The organism is Paracoccus sp. PARArs4, from assembly GCF_947311865.1.
Classification (GTDB): domain Bacteria; phylum Pseudomonadota; class Alphaproteobacteria; order Rhodobacterales; family Rhodobacteraceae; genus Paracoccus; species Paracoccus zeaxanthinifaciens.
Window position 1 is genome coordinate 1 of sequence record NZ_CAMZMW010000028.1, and the last position, 17572, is coordinate 17572.

A 17572-nucleotide genomic window follows, 5' to 3' on the forward strand; every position below is an offset into this window, starting at 1 on the left:
GATGCCGCCGACGCCACCGCCCGCCTGTCCGAGGCCGAGGGCCAGCTGGCCGCGCTGCCCGATCGCGGGGCCGCCGCCGATGCCGTCGAACATGCCCGCACGGGCGTCGAGGCCGCGCGCATCGCCACCATGACCCGCCGCGCCGCGCTGGACGAGCTGCGCCGAGAGGCGAATGCCCGCCTGAAGCGCCTGCAGGAGATCGCCAAGGAAGAATCCGGCTGGCGTCTGCGCCTGCAGCAGGCCGGCACCCGCGCCGCCGAACTGATCCAGCGCCGCGACGAGGCCCGCGATCAGCTGGTCGGCGCCCGTGGCCAGCCCGCCATCCTGGCCGAACGCCGCCGCGCCATGGCCGAACGCGAGGCCGAGGCCGAGACGCGCCTGTCCCGCGCCCGCGACGCGCTGGCCACTGCCGACGATGCCGCCCGCAGCGCCGCCCTTGCCGCCCGAGAGGCCGAACGCCTTGCCTCGGATGCGCGCGAGACCCGCGCCGCGCGCGAGGCCCGTGCCGAGGCCGCCCGCGATCTGGAAGAAGCCGCCCGCCAGCGCATCCACGAAGAGACCGAGAAGACCCCCGCCGAGCTGCGCGACGCGCTTGGCGACATCCCGGACGACGTGGCGGCGGATACGCTCGAGGCGCAGATCGCGAGGCTGCGGTCCAGCCGCGACGCGCTCGGGGCGGTGAACCTGCGCGCCGACGAGGACAAGCAGGAGCTGGAGACCGAGCGCGACCGCCTTGCCGCCGAGAAATCCGATCTGGAAGAAGCCATCCGCAAGCTGCGCGCGGGCATCGGCAGCCTGAACCGCGAGGGTCGCGAACGCCTGCTTGCGGCCTTCGAGACGGTGAACGCCAATTTCGGCACGCTGTTCACCACGCTGTTCGGCGGCGGCGAGGCACGCCTGGTCATGGTCGAATCCGACGATCCGCTGGAGGCGGGGCTGGAGATCATGTGCCAGCCGCCGGGCAAGCGCCTGTCCACGCTGTCGCTTCTGTCGGGGGGCGAGCAGACGATGACCGCGATGGCGCTGATCTTCGCGGTCTTCCTGGCGAATCCCGCGCCGATCTGCGTCCTGGACGAGGTCGACGCGCCGCTGGACGACGCCAATGTCAGCCGCTTCTGCGACCTTCTGGACGAGATGACCCGCCGGACCGAGACCCGCTTCCTGATCATCACCCACCATGCGGTGACGATGGCGCGGATGGACCGGCTGTTCGGCGTCACGATGGTCGAGCAGGGCGTCAGCCAGCTGGTCAGCGTGGACCTCAAGCGCGCCGAGGCTCTGGTCGCCTGAGGCCGCCCGCGCTAGGGTCGCCCGCGAATCCCAACCGCGAGGACATCATGAGCGTCGAACAGACCCTGGCCGACAAGGGCATCACCCTTCCCGAAGCACCCATGCCCGCCGCGAATTACGTGCCCTTCGTGCAGACCGGCAACCTGGTCTTCATCTCGGGGCAGATCAGCGCCGACGAGAACGGCCTGATCACCGGCAAGCTGGGCGACGGCACCAGCGTCGAGGATGGGGCCTCCGCCGCGCGCCGCTGCGGGCTGGCCCTGATCGCGCAGCTGAAGGCCGCCGTGGGCGACCTGGACCGCGTGACCCGCGTGGTCAAGCTGACCGGCTTCGTGAACTCGACCCCCGACTTCACGGACCAGCCCAAGGTCATCAACGGCTGTTCGGACCTGATGGTCGAGGTGTTCGGCGATGCCGGACGCCATTCGCGTGCCGCCGTCTCGGCCCCCTCGCTGCCCTTCGGCGTCGCGGTCGAGATCGAGGCCATCTTCGAGATCGCCTGATGACCCTGCCGCAGGTCTTCCTGACCACGCCCATCGCGCATCGGGGCTTCCATGCCCCGGGCGTCCCGGAAAACAGCCTTGCCGCCGCGCGTGCCGCGATCGAGGCCGGATACGGGATCGAATGCGACATCCAGCCGGCGGCCGACGGCACGCCGATGGTCTTTCACGACTATGACATGGCGCGGCTGACGGGGCAGGCGGGGTTCATCGCCCAGACCTCGCCCGCCGATCTGGCGGCCCTGCGCCTGACCGGCAGCGACGAGAAGATCCCGACCCTGGCCGAGTTCCTGGACCTGGTGGCGGGCCGCGTGCCCCTGCTGATCGAGATCAAGGACCAGGACGGCAGGCTGGGCCCTGACGTGGGCGATCTGCCCGCGCGCGTGGCGCAGGCGCTCGAGGGCTATGACGGTCCGGTCGCGCTGATGTCCTTCAGCCCGGACACGGTCGCGGCCTTCCATGCGGCGGCACCCGCCGTGCCGGTCGGTCTGACGACCTGCGACTATGCCGAGGCCGACTGGCCGCAGGTGCCTGCCGAGCGCCGCGAGGCGCTGTCGCTGATCGTCGATTACGACCGCGTGGGGGCCTGCTTCATCTCGCATTCGCGGGGCGATCTGGGCAATCCGCGCGTCGATGCGCTGCGTGCCGATGGCGCGGCGGTGCTGACCTGGACCATCCGGTCCCCGGAACAGGAGGCCGAGGCCCGCAAGGTCGCGCAGAACATCACCTTCGAAGGCTATGCCGCGTAAGTGAACAGGGGCAGGGTGCATGTGGCACCCTGTCCGCCCCGGCCCCCCTGACATCGGCGGCATCGCCCCCTATCTTCGGGCCATGACCGATGCGCTGACGCTGTCCACCCATGATTCGATCCACAAGGTCGCGCCCGAGGTCTGGGACGGCCTTGGCGACGGCAACCCCTTCACGACCCACCGCTTTCTGGCCGCGCTGGAGGATTCGCGTTCCGTTGGCACCGGCACCGGCTGGCAGCCGCTGCACCTTACGCTGGAGCGTGGGGGGGATGTCGTGGCGGCCATGCCGCTCTATGCGAAATCGCACAGCCAGGGCGAATACATCTTCGATCATGCCTGGGCCGACGCTTACATGCGCGCGGGCGGGCGGTATTACCCCAAGCTGCAGGCCACGGTGCCCTTCACCCCGGCCACAGGCCAGCGGCTTCTGGCGCGCGACGACCGCGACCGTGCGGCGCTGCTGCAGGCGCTGATGCAGCTGACCGACCGCGCCGAATGTTCGGGCGCGCATGTCACCTTCTGCACCGCGTCCGAGGCCGCTTTGGGTGCCGATGCGGGCTTTCTGCCGCGGGTCACGCAGCAATATCACTGGCTGAACCGCGGATATGGCAGCTATGACAATTTCCTGGCCGCGCTGTCCTCGCGCAAGCGCAAGGACCTGCGCAAGGAACGCGCGAAGGCGCAGGGCTTCGGCGGCACCATCAGGCACCTGACGGGCGACGATCTGCGGCCCGAACACTGGGATGCGTTCTGGGAGTTCTACCAGGATACCGGCGCGCGCAAATGGGGCCAGCCCTACCTGACGCGGGCCTTCTTCGACCGCGTGCAGGAGACGATGCGCGACGACATGCTGCTGGTCATGGCCGAGGATGACGGGCACCCCATCGCGGGGGCGCTGAACTTCCTCGGGCCGGATGCGGTCTATGGCCGATACTGGGGCTGCGTGCAGGACCACGCCTTCCTGCATTTCGAGCTGTGCTACCACCAGGCCATCGACCATGCGATCGCCCACGGGCTGGGCCGGGTCGAGGCCGGGGCGCAGGGCGAACACAAGCTGGCACGCGGATACGAGGCGGTCCCCATCCATTCGCTGCACTGGGTGCGCGATCCGGGCTTCCTGCGGGCGCTGGAGAATTACCTGGACGAGGAACGCGACGCGATGGGCCGCGAAATCGCGGCGCTGGCGGATTTCACGCCCTTCCGCAAGGGCGGCTGACGGTCGGGGGCTGACCCCCGACCGGGACGGATCAGGCCTTTTCCAGCAGACTCTCGCCCGCGCTGACGCTGCAGGTGCCGGGGCTGTCCTCGACCTCGATCGTCTCGACCGTGCCGTCCTTGACCAGCGACGCGAAACGCTTGCAGCGGCCGAAGAAGCCGACCGGGGGCGCGTCGAAATCGAGGCCCATCGCCTTGGTCACGCTGCCGTCGGCATCGGCCAGAACCTCGATCCCCGCAGCGGTCGCGCCGGTGGATTCGGCCCATGCGGCGGCCACGAAGGGGTCGTTCACGGTCACGCAGACGATGCGGTCGATGCCCTTGTCGCGGAAGGCGTCGGCGGTGCGCACAAAGCTGGGCATATGCGCGTTGGTGCAGGTGCCGGTATAGGCGCCCGGCAGGCCGAACAGGGCGACGCGGCCCGTGCTCAGCTCGGTCGTGGAAACGGCTTCGGGCCCTTCCGCGCCGATGCGCAGCAGGTTGCCCTTGGGCAGTTTGTCTCCGGCGGCGATGGTCATGTAACGCTCCTGAATTGCAACGGATTCGCAGGGAATATAGGGTGCGTGCCTGACACAGACCAGAAGGCGGGAAGAAATGCGCATCGTCATCTTGGGGGCGGGGCAGGCGGCGGCCTCGATGGCGGCACGTCTGCGGGCGAAGGGCCATGACGGCCCGTTGACCGTGATCGGCGACGAAGCCGCCGCCCCCTATCAGCGGCCACCGCTGTCCAAGGCCTATCTGCTGGGCGAGATGGCGCTGGACCGCCTGACGCTGCGCGGGCCCGAATGGTGGACCGACCAGCGGATCGACCTGCGGACCGGCGAACGCGCGCTGTCCATCGACCGTGCGGCACGGACCGTCACGACCGATGCGGGGGTGCATGAATACGATGCGCTGGCCTTGGCACTGGGCGCCGCGCCGCGCCGTCTGCCCGCCGCGATGGGGGGCGATCTGCCCGGCACCCATGTCATTCGCAACCTGGCCGACGTGGACGCGCTGGCGCCCGCGATGCAGGCGGGGCGCAACCTCGTGGTGATCGGCGGCGGCTATATCGGGCTGGAGGCTGCGGCGGTCGCGCGCAAGCTGGGCCTGAACGTCACCCTGATCGAGGCCGCGCCCCGCATCCTGGGCCGCGTGGCCGCCCCCGAGACGGCGGACATGATCCGCGACCTGCACCGCGCCCACGGGGTCCAGATCCTCGAGGGGACGGGCATCGCCGCCATCGAGGGGACCGACCGCGCGACCGGCGTGCACCTGACCGACGGGCGCGGCATTCCCGCCGACATCGTGATCCAAGGCATCGGTGTCCTGCCCGAGACCGCGCTGGCGGGCGCGGCGGGGCTGGCGCTGGATGACGGCATCGCGACCGATGCGCAGGGGCGCACGTCCGATCCGGCCATCTGGGCTGCAGGCGATTGCGCAAGCTTTGCCACCCAAGCGGGCCGGATGCGGCTGGAAAGCGTCGGCAATGCCATCGACATGGCCGAATGCGTGGCCGACAACATGCTGGGCGCGGATCGCGACTATGCCCCGAAGCCGTGGTTCTGGTCCGACCAGTTCGACGCCAAGCTGCAGATCGCGGGCATCGGCGCGGGTCACGACCGGATCGTGACGCGGGCGGGGCAGGGCGATCACGCGGGCTCGGTCTGGTATTTCCGCGACGGTCGCCTGATCGCGGTCGATGCGCTGAACGATGCCCGCGCCTACATGATCGGCAAGCGCCTGATCGAGGCCGGTCGCAGCCCCGACCCCGACGCGATCCCGTCCGCGCCCGACCTGAAGGTGCTGCTGTGAGGATCGTCGGCGGCAGCCTGCGCGGCCTCAAGCTGGCCGATCTGGGCGAGGGGGACATGGCCGCCCACCTGCGCCCGACGACCGACCGCGTGCGGGAATCGATCTTCAACCTGCTGATCAACGGCAGCCACGGAAATCCGCTGCCCGGTGCGCGGGTGCTGGACCTGTTCGCGGGGACGGGGGCGCTTGGCCTCGAGGCGCTGTCGCGGGGGGCGTCGCATGTCACCTTCGTCGATGACGGGGTGAAGTCGCGCGCGCTGATCCGGCAGAACGTGGAAAAGGCCCGCGCGCAGGGCACGACCGACCTGTGGCGGCGCGATGCGACCAAGCTGGGAGAGATCCGGGGCAAGCCCTTCGGGATGGTGTTCCTCGATCCGCCCTATGGGCAGGGCAAGGGCGAGCTGGCGATCGCATCCGCGCTGGAGGGCGGCTGGCTGGCACCCGGCGCGACCGTCCTGTGGGAAGAGGCCCGCCCGCCACTGCTGCCCGCCGCGCTGACCCTGCTGGACCAGCGCAGCTATGGCGATACCGTGGTGACGCTGGCGCGGCTGCCCCTAGGCTGAGGCGGCGATGCTGGCGGCCGCGGCCTCCAGCGCGCCCGGCCCGTGGGGGATGTCCAGCGCGATCAGCCCCGCCTGCATCGCGCCCAGCACGCCCATGATCGTTCCCGCGCCGGTATGGCCCATATGGGCGATGCGCAGCGCATCCTCGGGCGTGTCGGACCCGATGCCCACGCCCAGGGTCACGCCGCATTCCCGCGTCACCCATTCGCGCAGCCGCGCCGCGCCGGGCAGCGTCACCGCCGTGACCGATGCCGCGCGGCGTTCGGGATCCGCGACCGTCAGGCGGATGCCGCTGCCATTCGCGCCCCAGGCATCGACCGCAGCCCAGACGGCATGGGCCAGACGCGCATGGCGGTGCCAGACGGCCTCCAGCCCTTCCTCGTCCAGGATCATGGTCAGGGCCTCGGACAGGGCGAAGATGGACTGCACGGGCGGGGTGCCGCCCCAGAACTGCCACAGCGCCCCCGCATTCGCGCGGCCGTGCCAGTCCCACCAGGGCGTCGTCAGGCCCGTCCGCCCGCGCGCCGCCGCCCTGTCCGAGAACCAGACGAAGGACAGGCCCGGCGGCGACATCAGCCCCTTCTGGCTGGCCGAGATCAGCACGTCCACGCCCCAGTCGTCCATCCGCATCGGCGCGCATCCGAGGGACGCGATCGCATCGACGACCAGCAGCGCGGGGTGATCCCCCATGGCCGCGCGAAAGGCCGGGATGTCGGCCATGGTGCCGGTGGCCGTGTCGGTCTGGCAGATCATCACGGCGCGGATGGTGCCGTCCGCATCCTGCGCCAGCCGGTCGCGCAGCCGGTCGGGCTCGGGGGGCAGGTTGCCGGAATCCAGCCGCTCGACCGCGATGCCGGTGCGTTCCAGCGTGTCGGCCCAGGACCTGCCGAAATGCCCCGAGGTCACGACCAGCACCGGGTCGCCGCGCTCCAGCAGGTTCGCGGCGACGGCCTCCCATCCCGCATGGCCGTTGCCGATATAGGTTGCAAGGTTCGCCCGCGTCCCCGCCAGCCGCTTCAGCTGCGCCATCAGCGCCAGGTTCACCTGCGCCAGCGGCTCGCCATAGATGTCGGGGGATGCGCGGTGGGCGGCGTTCATGACCCTTGCGGGCAGGGGCGAGGGGCCGGGAATGGCGATCAGCTCGTGGCCGTGGGCAAGGGTCATCTTCGGATCTCGGGCGCGGTGGTTTCTGACCCGCAATCGGTAGGCAGCTTGCCCGCGCCGGTCAACCGCAAGGGGCCGGACTTGTGGCACCCCCGCCAAGGGGGGTAAGCCTGTGGGCGGAAACATCCACCACCGAAGGCACGATCATCACGTGGACCCCAAGACCCAAAGCCCGACCCGCATGATCGCCGAGGCGGGGGCCGCCCAGCCCCGCCCCACCCCCAGGAAGGTGCAGGGCCTGCTTGCGCGATTGTGGCACGACTATCTGCGTCCGCATCGCGGCGGGATGGCGCTGGCCTTCGCGCTGATGACGGTCGAGGGGTCGACCCTGGCCCTGATCAGCTGGATGCTGAAGCCGCTGTTCGACCTTGTCTTCGTGGGCAAGCAGCAGGGCGCGATCTGGTGGGTCGGCATGGCGATCTTCGGGGTGTTCCTGCTGCGCGCGATGACGCTGATCGCCAGCCGCGCGCTGCTGACGCGCATCTCTCTGTCGGTGTCCACGCTGATGCAGACGCGGCTTCTGGCGCATATCCTGACGCTGGACCAGCGCTTCTTCCGCGACAATTCCCCCGGCGCCATGATCGAGCGCATCCAGGGCGACACCATCGCCGTGCAGGGCGTGTGGGCCACGCTGATCACCAGCTCGACCCGCGACGTCATCTCGCTGGTGATGCTGTTCGCGGTGGCGCTGACCATCGATCCGGTCTGGACCTTCGGCGCGCTGATCGGCGCGCCGATCCTGATCATGCCCGCCGCGCTGGTGCAGAAATACATCCGCCGCAAGATGCGCCAGAACCGTGCCAATGCCAGCCTGCGCGCCACGCGCCTGGACGAGGTGCTGCACGGCATCCAGGCCATCCGCCTCAACCGCGCCGAGGATGCGCAGACCGCGCGCTTCGCATCCATCGTGGGTCGTATCCGCAAGGCCGAGACCAAGGTCGCGGCCACGGCCAGCGTCATTCCCGCGCTGACCGACATCGTGACGGGCATCGGCTTCGTCGCCGTGCTGGCGCTTGGCGGGAACGAGGTGATGGAGGGGAACCGCAGCGTCGGCGATTTCATGGCCTTCTTCACCGCGCTGGCGCTGGCCTTCCAGCCGATGCGCCGGCTGGGCGGGCTTGCGGGCACGTGGCAGACGGCGGCGGCCAGCCTGGAACGGATCTACCAGGTGTTCGACACCGAACCCTCGGTCCGGTCGGGTCCGCGCAAGGATGCGCCCGACGATGCGGGCATCCGGCTGGACGACGTCTGGCTGTCCTATGACGGGCAGACCGTCCTGCACGGCCTGACCTTCGAGGCCGAGGCGGGCCGCACCACCGCGCTGGTCGGCCCGTCGGGCGCGGGCAAGTCCACCGTCTTCAACCTGCTGACCCGCATGGTCGATCCCGATCGCGGGCAGGTCCTTCTGGGCGGCGTGCCGGTCACGGATTACGATCTGGGCACGCTGCGCGACCAGTTCTCGACCGTGTCGCAGGACGCGGCGCTGTTCGACGAGAGCCTGCGCGACAACATCCTGATGGGCCGCCCCGACGCCCCCGAGTCCGATCTGCAGCAGGCGCTGGACGCCGCGCATGTGCGCAACTTCCTGGACGGGCAGCGCGATCTGGACAGCCCCGCGGGCCCGCGCGGATCGTCGCTCTCGGGCGGTCAGCGCCAGCGCGTGGCCATCGCCCGCGCCGTCCTGCGCGACGCCCCGATCCTGCTGCTGGACGAGGCCACCAGCGCGCTGGACACCGCAAGCGAGCGGCTGGTCCAGGACGCGCTGGACCAACTGTCCAAGGACCGCACCACGCTGGTCATCGCGCATCGCCTGTCCACCATCCGCAATGCCGACAAGATCGTCGTGCTGGAATCCGGACGGGTTGTGGAACAGGGCACGCATGACCAGTTGATGCAGAAGGGCGGGGCCTATGCCCGCCTCGTCGCATTGCAATTCGGAGAGACTGAATGAGCCGCCAGATCATCCGCGTGACCGGAGAGGACCGGGTCGAGTTCCTGCAGGGGCTGGTCACGAACGACATCCGGCGCGCGCCCTGCTGGACCGCGCTGCTGACGCCGCAGGGCAAGTACCTGGCCGATTTCTTCGTGATCCCCGATGGCGACGCGCTGCTGATCGACGTCGATGCGCGGCTGGCCGAGGACGTGACCCGCCGCCTGTCCATGTACAAGCTGCGATCGAAGGTGGCGCTGGAACCCGTGGAGATGGACGTCGCGCGCGGCACCGGTCCCGCGCCCGAAGGGGCCGTGACCGATCCGCGCGATCCGGCGATGGGCTGGCGCCATTACGGCGCCTCGGGCGATGACGGCAGCGACTGGGACGCGATCCGCGTGGCCCATTGCATCCCCGAGACCCTGGTCGAGCTGGTCCCGAACGAGACCTTCATCCTCGAGGTCGGGTTCGAGCGTCTGAACGGCGTCGATTTCCGCAAGGGCTGCTATGTCGGGCAGGAGGTCACCGCCCGGATGAAGCACAAGACCGAGCTGCGCAAGGGACTGCGCACCGTCGCCGTCGACGGCCCCGTCGACCCCGGCACGCCCATCACCCGCGACGGCCGAGAGGTCGGGCGCGTTCATACGCAATCGGGCGGGCGGGCCATCGCCTATCTGCGCTTCGACCGCATGGGCGAGGGGATGGAGGCGGATGGCGTGGCGGTCGCCGCGGAATGACCCCCGGACCGGATGATCCGCCCCCGCGCCGGATCATCCACGTGGACATGGACGCGTTCTTCGCCTCGGTCGAACAGCGCGACAATCCCGAGCTGCGCGGCAAGCCGGTCGCGGTCGGCGGGTCCAGCCAGCGGGGCGTCGTGGCCGCCGCCAGCTACGAGGCGCGGGTCTTCGGCGTGCGGTCCGCCATGCCGTCGGTCACGGCGGCGCGGCTGTGCCCCGACCTGATCTTCGTGCGCCACCGCTTCGAGGTCTATCGCGCCGTCAGCCAGCAGATCCGCGAGATCTTCGCCGATTATACCCCCCTGATCGAGCCGCTGTCCCTGGACGAGGCCTATCTGGACGTGACCGACCATCTGCCCGAGGGCGTGACGGCCACCGCCATCGCCAAGCAGATCCGCGCGCGCATCCGGCAGGCGACCGGGCTGACCGCCAGCGCGGGCGTCAGCTACAACAAGTTCCTGGCCAAGCTGGCATCGGACCAGAACAAGCCCGACGGGCTGTGCGTCATCACCCCCGAACGCGGTCCCGAATTCGTTCTGGGCCTGCCGGTGGGCAAGTTCCACGGCATCGGTCCCGCCACCGCCGCCAAGATGCAGGCGATGGGCATCCATACCGGCGCGGACCTGCGCGCGCAGACGCTGGACTTCCTGACGCGGCGTTTCGGCAAGGCGGGGCGGTATTACTGGAACATCTCTCGCGGGGTGGATCATCGCCGCGTCAGCAACGAACGCGTGCGCAAGTCCGTGGGCGCCGAGAACACCTTTGCCGCCGACCTGATGACGCTCGATCAGGCGGATGAGGCGCTGGTCCCGCTGGCGGCCAAGGTCTGGACCTCGGTCGGGCGGCACGACCTGCACGGGCGGACGGTGACGCTCAAGGTCAAGTTCTCGGACTTCCGGCAGATCACGCGGGCGCGCAGCCTGTCCCACCCCGTCGCGTCCGAGGGCGAGCTGCTGTCCATCGCGCGCGAGCTGGCGCGGGTCGTGCTGCCCGATCCGCGCGGGGCGCGGCTGCTGGGCATCACCCTGTCGGGCTTCGACGCGCAGGACAGCGGCCCCGAGCAGCTGGACCTGTTCCCTTAGCGCCCCTTCGGCTGCGAGGCCAGGATCAACAGCCCGCCCGCGATGGCCCAGTTCTTGACCATGATGCTGACCTGCCAGGGGTCGACCCGCAGCTGCCAGTGGAACCAGCTGGTCCCGATGCAATAGATCGCCAGCAGCAGCGCCCATGCCCGCACATACGGCCCGAAGACCAGGCAGACCGCCGCCAGCGCGTTGAAGGCAGCGACCGTCCAGACCAGCCCGCCCGGCAGCCCGATCCCCGCGATCATCCGCGCGACGGGGGCGGGGTCCGCGATCTTCTGCAGGGCGCCGCCCGCGAACAGGATCGCGATCAGCACGCGCCCCGCGATGTTCAGGTATCGGTTCATGCAACCTCTCCGTTCGTGCTTTTCAAACCTTCGCGCGCGCCCTATCGAAGGGCAAGCCGATCATCCGAAGGGGGCCGCCATGAACATCCTGTCGATCCAGTCGCACGTGGCCTACGGCCATGCCGGAAACGCCGCAGCGGTCTTTCCGATGCAGCGCCTGGGCGTCGAGGTCTGGCCCGTCCACACGGTGCAGTTCTCGAACCATACCGGATATGGCGACTGGAAGGGCCGCGTCTTCGACGGTCCCGCCGTCGAGGAGATCGTCGAGGGCATCGCCGATCGCGGCGTGCTGGCCGATTGCGACGGGGTGATCTCGGGCTATATGGGGTCGTCCGACATCGGGAACGCGGTGATCCACGCCGCCGAGGCCGTGCGCGCGGCGAACCCCAGGGCCATGTGGTGCTGCGATCCGGTGATCGGCGATGTGGGGCGCGGCATCTTCGTGCGTCCGGGCATCCCCGAATTCATGCGCGACATCGCCGTTCCCGCCGCCGACATCGTGACCCCCAACCATTTCGAGCTGGAATTCCTGACCGGCACCCCCGTCCGCGACCTGGCTGCGCTGCGCCGCGCACTCGGGGCGCTGCACGCGATGGGACCGCGGGTCGTTCTGGCGACCTCGGTCCTGCTGGAGGATACGCCCGCCGATGCCATCGACATGGTGGCCAGCACCGCCCAAGGCCAATGGCGCGTCCGCACCCCACGGCTGGAGCTGAACGCCAACGGCACGGGCGACATGGTCGCGGCCCTGTTCTTCGTCCACCACCTGCGCAGCGGCAACCCGTCCGAGGCCCTGTCCCGCGCCGCGGCCTCGGTCCATGGCGTCCTGTCAGAAACCGCCCGCGCCGGCACCCGAGAGATCCGCCTGATCGCCGCGCAGGAGGAGTTCGTGACCCCCACCCGAACCTTCGCCGCCGAGACGCTGGCATGAGCAGGCCCGACACCGTCTATGTCGTGGGCGGCTCGAACTGCCTGATGACCAACGGCTGGGTCGCGCAATGGTCCGAGATCGCGCCCGAACTTGCCGTGACAAACCTCGCGGTCGGGGGATCGACCAGCCTTATGGCGACTTATCGCCTGCTGTCGGGCGAGATCCCCGACGGCGCGACCGTCATCTGGGAATATTCGCTGAACGAGCAGACGCACTGGGCGGTGGGGCAGTCCCTCGAAAGCCTGATGGACAACCTTGCGTGGTTCCTCGAACTGGCTGCCCGGCGCGACATCCGGGTTCTGCCGCTCATCTTCTGGAACCAGCCCGAATTGCGGGCCGATGCAAGGCGGGGTTACCGCGATGCGATGTTCACCCTCATCGAGGCGCGGGGGCTTCATGCCGTGGACATGCGTCCTGTCCTGGACGAGTTCGCCTCGAAACGCGGACGAATGCCCGGTTTCTTCTACTCGGACCCCCAGCATTACAAGCTGGGGACCGGCTTTCCCCGCCGCATCGCGACAGCCGTGAACAACCGCCTAGGACAGGCGCGCGTGCCGGTGTCGGACCCGTGCTTCGACGGATCGACGCTGCACCTTCTCAGGCCCGACCGTGCCCCCGACGAGCGTTTCGAGAACCGCGTCATCAAGGCGGACCTCTATGCCGTCGACGAGGAAACCACGATCCGTGCCGACGGCAAGGTGATCTGCGCCTATGTGATCGCCTCGGAGGGTGGCAGCCGATGACCATGAGGACGGATGGTCGTAAGGCGGGCCATTTCTCCATGCAGTTCCCCGCCGAGGGGCGTGCGCTGAAGAGGCTCATGAAGCATGTCGTCCTGCTTGGCGGCCGTCGAGAGGATGCCGTGGCTGCGCAGGAATTCTCGGTTCGTCGCAGGCGCGGCTGGGGGCGTGTCGTCGCCCAGACCAGCTTTACCAGGCACGATGCGGGCAAGACCGGCGAACGCGAGGCGCTGATCGGCATCCTGGTCGAGAGATAGGATGCAAAAAGGGCCGCGCTTGTGGCGCGGCCCTCCATTGTCTTGCGGTGCGCGAACTCAGGCGCGTTCGCTGTATTCGAACAGTTCGGTGTTCACGATGATCGCCTCGCCTTCGCCGACGAAGGGGGGGACCATGATGCGCACGCCGTTGTCGAGGATCGCGGGCTTGTAGCTGTTGGCAGCCGTCTGGCCCTTCACGACCGGCTCGGTCTCGGCGATGGTGCAGGTGACCTTCTGGGGCAGGGCGACCGACAGCGGCTCCTCGCCGTAATATTCGATGGTCGCGGTCATGCCGTCCTGCAGGAAGGGGCGACGCTCGCCCAGCAGGTCGGAATCCAGCTCTGTCTGCTCGAAGGTCTCGCTGTCCATGAAGACCAGCTTGCCGTCGGTCTCGTAGAGGAACTGCTGGTCCTTCTGGTCCAGGCGCACGCGCTCGACCTTGTCCTCGCTGCGGAAACGCTCGTTCAGCTTGCGGCCGTCGCGCAGGTTCTTCATCTCGACCTGGGCGAAGGCGCCGCCCTTGCCGGGCTTGACGTGGTTTACCTTGACGGCAGCCCACAGGCCCCCGTCATGTTCCAGCACGTTGCCGGGGCGGATTTCGTTGCCGTTGATCTTGGGCATCAGGATTCTCACGATTCTGAGGGAGTGCCGCCGGTTGCATCATTGAACGGCGGGATGGCGCCCCTATATCGGGCTGGAACCCCTCAGGCAACCAAAAGGCAGTTGTGGCGTTGTCAAGTCGACGCTTGTCGGCAACCGCGTTTGACATTTGCGTGATCGGGACGGGATTACCCCACCTTTTGCGTGTCATGCACGGCACGAATGGCTGCCATGCGGTGCAGGGCATATCGAATCGGGGTGCCGGCGGCGTAAGCAGTGCGGCACCGTCGGAGAAACGGAAGTAAGAAACAAGGGAAAGCGTCCAGTTTTCCCGATGGTCCTGCTTTTCGGGCAGTGACCGCAAGTGATGGACAAATAATATGCGCGATTTTGTTGACGGCTCCGCTTTCAATTTCGAACAAGGCCAACGTGCCCGCAAGCTGTTCGCGGCCGTGGTTCTTGCCGCGCTGGATGACGCGATTGCGGATGACAAGAAATACGGCAACGGCCCCGAGCAGATCGCCCGTTGGGCGCGGTCGCGCGACGGCCGCGAGGTGCTGTCCTGCGCCGGGATCGACCCGAACGAGCGCGTGGTGAAGGGCCTCATGGAATTCGTGGCGAAGGGCGTGCGCACCTCGGTCGCGCTATCGCGCGAAGAGAGCGAGCGCCGCATGGCCGCAGAGGCCGACGAGGCCGAGGCCGCCTGATACCGGTTCATCACGCCGGTTGCCCTAGGGCCGTCCTTCGGGGCGGCCTCTTTTGTTGCGATCGGCAGTGCTGCGATCAGGCGAGGCGGGTGACGACACGCTGCGAATAGAAGTGGCGCACGTCGTCGGCGCGGCAAAGCTCGGTCGCGGGTGTCATCACGGCGGCCGAGGCCGCGGCGGCGCCAAGGGCCAGCGCCTCTTCGGCGGGCCATCCGCGGGCCATCGCAAGGACGAAGCCCGCCACGAAGCTGTCGCCCGCACCGACCGCGCTGACGACCTGCACGGGGGCCGCCTCGGCGTGCCATGCGCCGCGTTCGTCGGCGATGACCGATCCGTCGGCGCCACGCGCCACGATCACGGCCCGCGCGGCCCCGTTGCGGACCAGCCCTGCCGCGAATTCCGCGCTGTCGGCGCGGGCGGGCAGGGGGCGGCCCGCGAGGGTCTCGGCCTCGTGGCTGTCCATGCGCAGCACATCGACTGGGATCGACGACCCGGCCATCGCCATCAGCGCGTCGCCCGAGGTGTCGACCATCAGCTTGGCGCGTCCGTCCTTCAGCCGGACCGTCAGCATCTGCTCGAACCCGGGGGCGATGCCGGGCGGGTTCGATCCGGACACGACGACCCAGCCGCCCGCCAGCGCGGCCTCGGCGATCGAGGCCATCGCGGTGCCGACCTGCGCCATGTGCCATTCCGGGCCCGGCATGACGAAGCGGTACTGCCCGCCGGTCGCGCGGTCGGTGACGGCCAGCGACTGGCGGGTCTCGCCGGGGGCGGTCAGGCGCAGCACGTCGAGGCCCGCGGCCTTCAGCATCTCGCCCATGCGGATGCCGGTCGCCCCGCCAAGCGCGACCATCGCGCGGGACTGCCCGCCGATCAGCTTGATCGCGCGGCTGACATTGATGCCGCCGCCACCCGGATCGAAGACCGGCTTGTCGCAGCGCAGCTTGAGGTCGGGACGGACCTCGTCGGCGGCGGTGCTGACATCCAGCGCGGGGTTCAGCGTGACGGTCAGGATCGGGGTCTGGCCGCTCATGGCGTCATTCCCACCAGCGGTCGATGGCGGCGATGTCGTCGTCGGACCAGCCGAAATGATGCGCCATCTCGTGGATGACGACATGGTGCACCAGCTCGGCCAGGCCCACATCGCCGCGCGCGGCCCATTCGTCGATGATGGGACGGCGGAACAGCCAGATCGTGTCGGGCAGCGCCATCTGGTCCGACACCGATTTCTGCGTCATCGGGATCCCGTCATAAAGACCCGTCAGTTCGAACGCGTCGTCGATCTGCAATTCGTCCAGCATGTCCTCGTCGGCGAATTCCGCCACGCGGATCGCCACATCCGCCGCCGGGCCCGCGAAGGCCACGGGAAGGTTGGCGATCGCCTTTCGGGCAATGGCCTCGATCTCGGAGACCGCGGGGGCCTCGCATCCGGTCCAGTCGTTCATCGCGTCCGCCCTGCCATGTGATCCGTCCTCGATATGGACAAAAAACGCCCGTTGTGAAAGAGCAAGCCCCGACAGGAGACCGCAATGACCATCACCCGCTTCGCGCCGTCGCCCACCGGCCATATCCATGTGGGCAACCTGCGCACCGCGCTGTTCAACCATCTGATCGCCCGCAAGCATGGCGGCACGTTCATCCTGCGGCTGGACGATACCGATCAGGAACGCAGCAAGCAGGAATACGTGGACGGCATCAAGCGCGACCTCGAATGGCTGGGGCTGACCTGGGACCGCGAGGAACGCCAGTCGCTGCGGCTGGAACGCTATCGCGCCGAGGCCGAGGCGCTGAAGGCGTCGGGCCGGCTCTACGAGGTGTTCGAGACCCCGACCGAGCTGGACTTGAAGCGCAAGAAGCAGCTGAACATGGGCAAGCCGCCGGTCTATGACCGCACTGGCCTGAACCTGAGCGATGCCGACAAGGAACGCCTGCGCGCCGAGGGGCGCCAGGGCTACTGGCGCTTCCGGCTGGATCTGGAACGGATCGAGTGGAACGACGGCATCCTGGGCGACATCTCGATCGACGCGGCGTCGGTCAGCGACCCGGTGCTGATCCGCGCGGACGGGCAGGTGCTGTACACCTTCGCCAGCAGCGTGGACGATACCGACATGGGCGTGACCCATATCGTGCGCGGATCGGACCACGTCACGAACACGGCGACCCAGATCCAGATCATCCAGGCGCTTGGCGGGACGCCGCCGTCCTTCGCGCACCATTCGCTGCTGACCGGCGCCAAGGGCGAGGAGCTGTCCAAGCGGATCGGCGCGCTGTCGCTGAAGGATCTGCGCGAGGCGGGCGTGGCCCCCGAGGCGCTGATCTCGCTGATGGCGCGGCTGGGCTCGGGGCAGCCGGTCGAGCTGTCCTCGCTGGACGAGCTGGCCGAGGCGTTCGACCTGTCGCAGTTCGGCGCGTCGCCCACGAAGTTCGATGCCGAGGATCTGTGGCCGCTGACGCGCGAGCGCAATCAGGCGCTGCCGCTGGACGCGGTGCGCGACCGGATCGTGGCGCTTGGCGTGCCTGCCGACAAGGTCGAGCGCTTCTGGCGCGTGGCTTCGCAGAACATCACGGTGCTGGACGATCTGGGCCCCTGGTGGGAGATCTTCAGCAAGGGCGCCGAGCCCGATATCGCCCCCGAGGATGCCGATTTCATCGCCCAGGCGATGACCCTGCTGCCGCCGCCGCCCTATGACGAGGCGACCTGGTCCGAATTCACCGCCAAGGTGAAGGAAGCGACCGGCCGCAAGGGCAAGGGGCTGTTCATGCCGCTGCGCAAGGCGCTGACGGGTCAGGCGCACGGTCCCGACATGTCGGATGTCATGCCGCTTCTGGAAGTGGTCAAGGCACGCGGCTGAGCCAGGAAGAACGGTCGCGATTTCTTGCGTCCCGCGGGGGGTGCGGGGGGGGGGGGGGGGGGGGGGGGGGGGGGGGGGGGGGGGGGGGGGGGGGGGGGGGGGGGGGGGGGG

19 protein-coding genes and 1 pseudogene are annotated in these 17572 nt (G+C 69.0%); 14 read left to right on the forward strand and 6 right to left on the reverse strand.

Going from position 1 to position 17572, the window contains the following annotated elements; translation table 11 throughout:
- The 4 genes and pseudogenes from QMZ16_RS15730 to QMZ16_RS15745 form a co-directional block, all read left to right on the forward strand.
- Window positions 1–1290: pseudogene (locus QMZ16_RS15730) on the forward strand (chromosome segregation protein SMC); the annotation flags it as partial.
- 47 nt (window positions 1291–1337) lie between these two features.
- The gene (locus QMZ16_RS15735) at window positions 1338–1793 is read left to right on the forward strand and encodes a RidA family protein (RefSeq protein WP_282603950.1); all 456 of its coding nucleotides are present in this window, start codon (window positions 1338–1340) and stop codon (window positions 1791–1793) included.
- Window positions 1793–2539, forward strand: a complete 747-nt coding sequence (locus QMZ16_RS15740; protein ID WP_282603951.1) for a glycerophosphodiester phosphodiesterase family protein — start codon at window positions 1793–1795, stop codon at window positions 2537–2539. The genes QMZ16_RS15735 and QMZ16_RS15740 overlap by 1 nt, the downstream gene beginning before the upstream one ends.
- Before the next feature lie 82 nt (window positions 2540–2621).
- Window positions 2622–3755, forward strand: a complete 1134-nt coding sequence (locus QMZ16_RS15745) for a GNAT family N-acetyltransferase (protein ID WP_282603962.1) — start codon at window positions 2622–2624, stop codon at window positions 3753–3755.
- A gap of 31 nt (window positions 3756–3786) precedes the next feature.
- Here the strand turns inward: QMZ16_RS15745 and QMZ16_RS15750 are convergent, their stop codons facing one another.
- Window positions 3787–4272, reverse strand: coding sequence for a peroxiredoxin (locus QMZ16_RS15750; RefSeq protein WP_282603952.1), 486 nt, complete (start codon window positions 4270–4272; stop codon window positions 3787–3789).
- A gap of 76 nt (window positions 4273–4348) precedes the next feature.
- On the opposite strand from QMZ16_RS15750, the gene QMZ16_RS15755 reads away from it, so the two are divergent.
- Window positions 4349–5548, forward strand: coding sequence for an FAD/NAD(P)-binding oxidoreductase (locus tag QMZ16_RS15755; protein ID WP_282603953.1), 1200 nt, complete (start codon window positions 4349–4351; stop codon window positions 5546–5548).
- The gene (gene rsmD / locus QMZ16_RS15760) at window positions 5545–6111 is read left to right on the forward strand and encodes a 16S rRNA (guanine(966)-N(2))-methyltransferase RsmD (RefSeq protein WP_282603954.1); all 567 of its coding nucleotides are present in this window, start codon (window positions 5545–5547) and stop codon (window positions 6109–6111) included. The genes QMZ16_RS15755 and rsmD overlap by 4 nt, the downstream gene beginning before the upstream one ends.
- Here rsmD and QMZ16_RS15765 read toward each other — a convergent pair.
- Complete coding sequence (locus tag QMZ16_RS15765; RefSeq protein WP_282603955.1) at window positions 6103–7275, reverse strand: aminotransferase class V-fold PLP-dependent enzyme; 1173 nt, start codon at window positions 7273–7275, stop codon at window positions 6103–6105. The two genes, rsmD and QMZ16_RS15765, sit on opposite strands and share 9 nt — an antisense overlap.
- Before the next feature lie 286 nt (window positions 7276–7561).
- Here QMZ16_RS15765 and QMZ16_RS15770 point away from each other — a divergent pair, with 286 nt between their 5' ends.
- Genes QMZ16_RS15770 through dinB form a run of 3 tightly spaced genes read left to right on the forward strand, consistent with a single transcriptional unit; the run spans window position 7562 to window position 11027 of the window.
- Window positions 7562–9226, forward strand: a complete 1665-nt coding sequence (locus QMZ16_RS15770) for an ABC transporter ATP-binding protein (RefSeq protein WP_282603963.1) — start codon at window positions 7562–7564, stop codon at window positions 9224–9226.
- The gene (locus QMZ16_RS15775) at window positions 9223–9942 is read left to right on the forward strand and encodes a folate-binding protein (protein WP_282603956.1); all 720 of its coding nucleotides are present in this window, start codon (window positions 9223–9225) and stop codon (window positions 9940–9942) included. Before QMZ16_RS15770 ends, QMZ16_RS15775 begins: the two co-directional genes overlap by 4 nt.
- Window positions 9939–11027 carry a DNA polymerase IV gene (gene dinB / locus QMZ16_RS15780; protein WP_282603957.1) on the forward strand — a complete coding sequence of 363 codons (1089 nt, stop codon included), beginning with the start codon at window positions 9939–9941 and terminating at the stop codon, window positions 11025–11027. The genes QMZ16_RS15775 and dinB overlap by 4 nt, the downstream gene beginning before the upstream one ends.
- Here the strand turns inward: dinB and QMZ16_RS15785 are convergent.
- Window positions 11024–11374: a DoxX family protein gene (locus tag QMZ16_RS15785; protein ID WP_022705772.1), complete on the reverse strand. Its 351-nt coding sequence runs from the start codon at window positions 11372–11374 to the stop codon at window positions 11024–11026. The two genes, dinB and QMZ16_RS15785, sit on opposite strands and share 4 nt — an antisense overlap.
- 79 nt (window positions 11375–11453) lie before the next feature.
- On the opposite strand from QMZ16_RS15785, the gene pdxY reads away from it, so the two are divergent.
- From pdxY to QMZ16_RS15800, 3 genes are read left to right on the forward strand one after another with little or no spacing between them, the layout of a single operon-like run.
- The gene (gene pdxY / locus QMZ16_RS15790; RefSeq protein ID WP_282603958.1) at window positions 11454–12305 is read left to right on the forward strand and encodes a pyridoxal kinase PdxY; all 852 of its coding nucleotides are present in this window, start codon (window positions 11454–11456) and stop codon (window positions 12303–12305) included.
- Complete coding sequence (locus QMZ16_RS15795) at window positions 12302–13048, forward strand: hypothetical protein (protein ID WP_282603959.1); 747 nt, start codon at window positions 12302–12304, stop codon at window positions 13046–13048. Before pdxY ends, QMZ16_RS15795 begins: the two co-directional genes overlap by 4 nt.
- Window positions 13045–13302, forward strand: a complete 258-nt coding sequence (locus QMZ16_RS15800) for a hypothetical protein (RefSeq protein ID WP_282603960.1) — start codon at window positions 13045–13047, stop codon at window positions 13300–13302. Before QMZ16_RS15795 ends, QMZ16_RS15800 begins: the two co-directional genes overlap by 4 nt.
- Window positions 13303–13359: 57 nt before the next feature.
- Here QMZ16_RS15800 and efp read toward each other — a convergent pair whose 3' ends face one another.
- Entirely contained in the window at window positions 13360–13923 is a 564-nt protein-coding gene (gene efp, locus QMZ16_RS15805) for an elongation factor P (RefSeq protein WP_022705769.1), read from the reverse strand.
- A 359-nt stretch (window positions 13924–14282) separates the two neighbouring features.
- Between efp and QMZ16_RS15810 the strand changes: the two genes are divergently transcribed.
- A complete protein-coding gene (locus tag QMZ16_RS15810) occupies window positions 14283–14609 on the forward strand; it encodes a DUF6280 family protein (protein ID WP_022705768.1) in 327 nt (108 codons plus the stop codon).
- A gap of 76 nt (window positions 14610–14685) precedes the next feature.
- Here the strand turns inward: QMZ16_RS15810 and QMZ16_RS15815 are convergent, their stop codons facing one another.
- Both QMZ16_RS15815 and QMZ16_RS15820 read right to left on the reverse strand, forming a co-directional pair.
- The gene (locus QMZ16_RS15815) at window positions 14686–15642 is read right to left on the reverse strand and encodes a 1-phosphofructokinase family hexose kinase (protein ID WP_022705767.1); all 957 of its coding nucleotides are present in this window, start codon (window positions 15640–15642) and stop codon (window positions 14686–14688) included.
- Window positions 15643–15646: 4 nt separating this feature from the next.
- Complete coding sequence (locus QMZ16_RS15820) at window positions 15647–16054, reverse strand: metallopeptidase family protein (RefSeq protein WP_022705766.1); 408 nt, start codon at window positions 16052–16054, stop codon at window positions 15647–15649.
- 84 nt (window positions 16055–16138) lie between these two features.
- On the opposite strand from QMZ16_RS15820, the gene gltX reads away from it, so the two are divergent.
- Complete coding sequence (gltX, locus tag QMZ16_RS15825) at window positions 16139–17461, forward strand: glutamate--tRNA ligase (protein ID WP_282603961.1); 1323 nt, start codon at window positions 16139–16141, stop codon at window positions 17459–17461.
- Window positions 17462–17572: the final 111 nt, after the last annotated feature.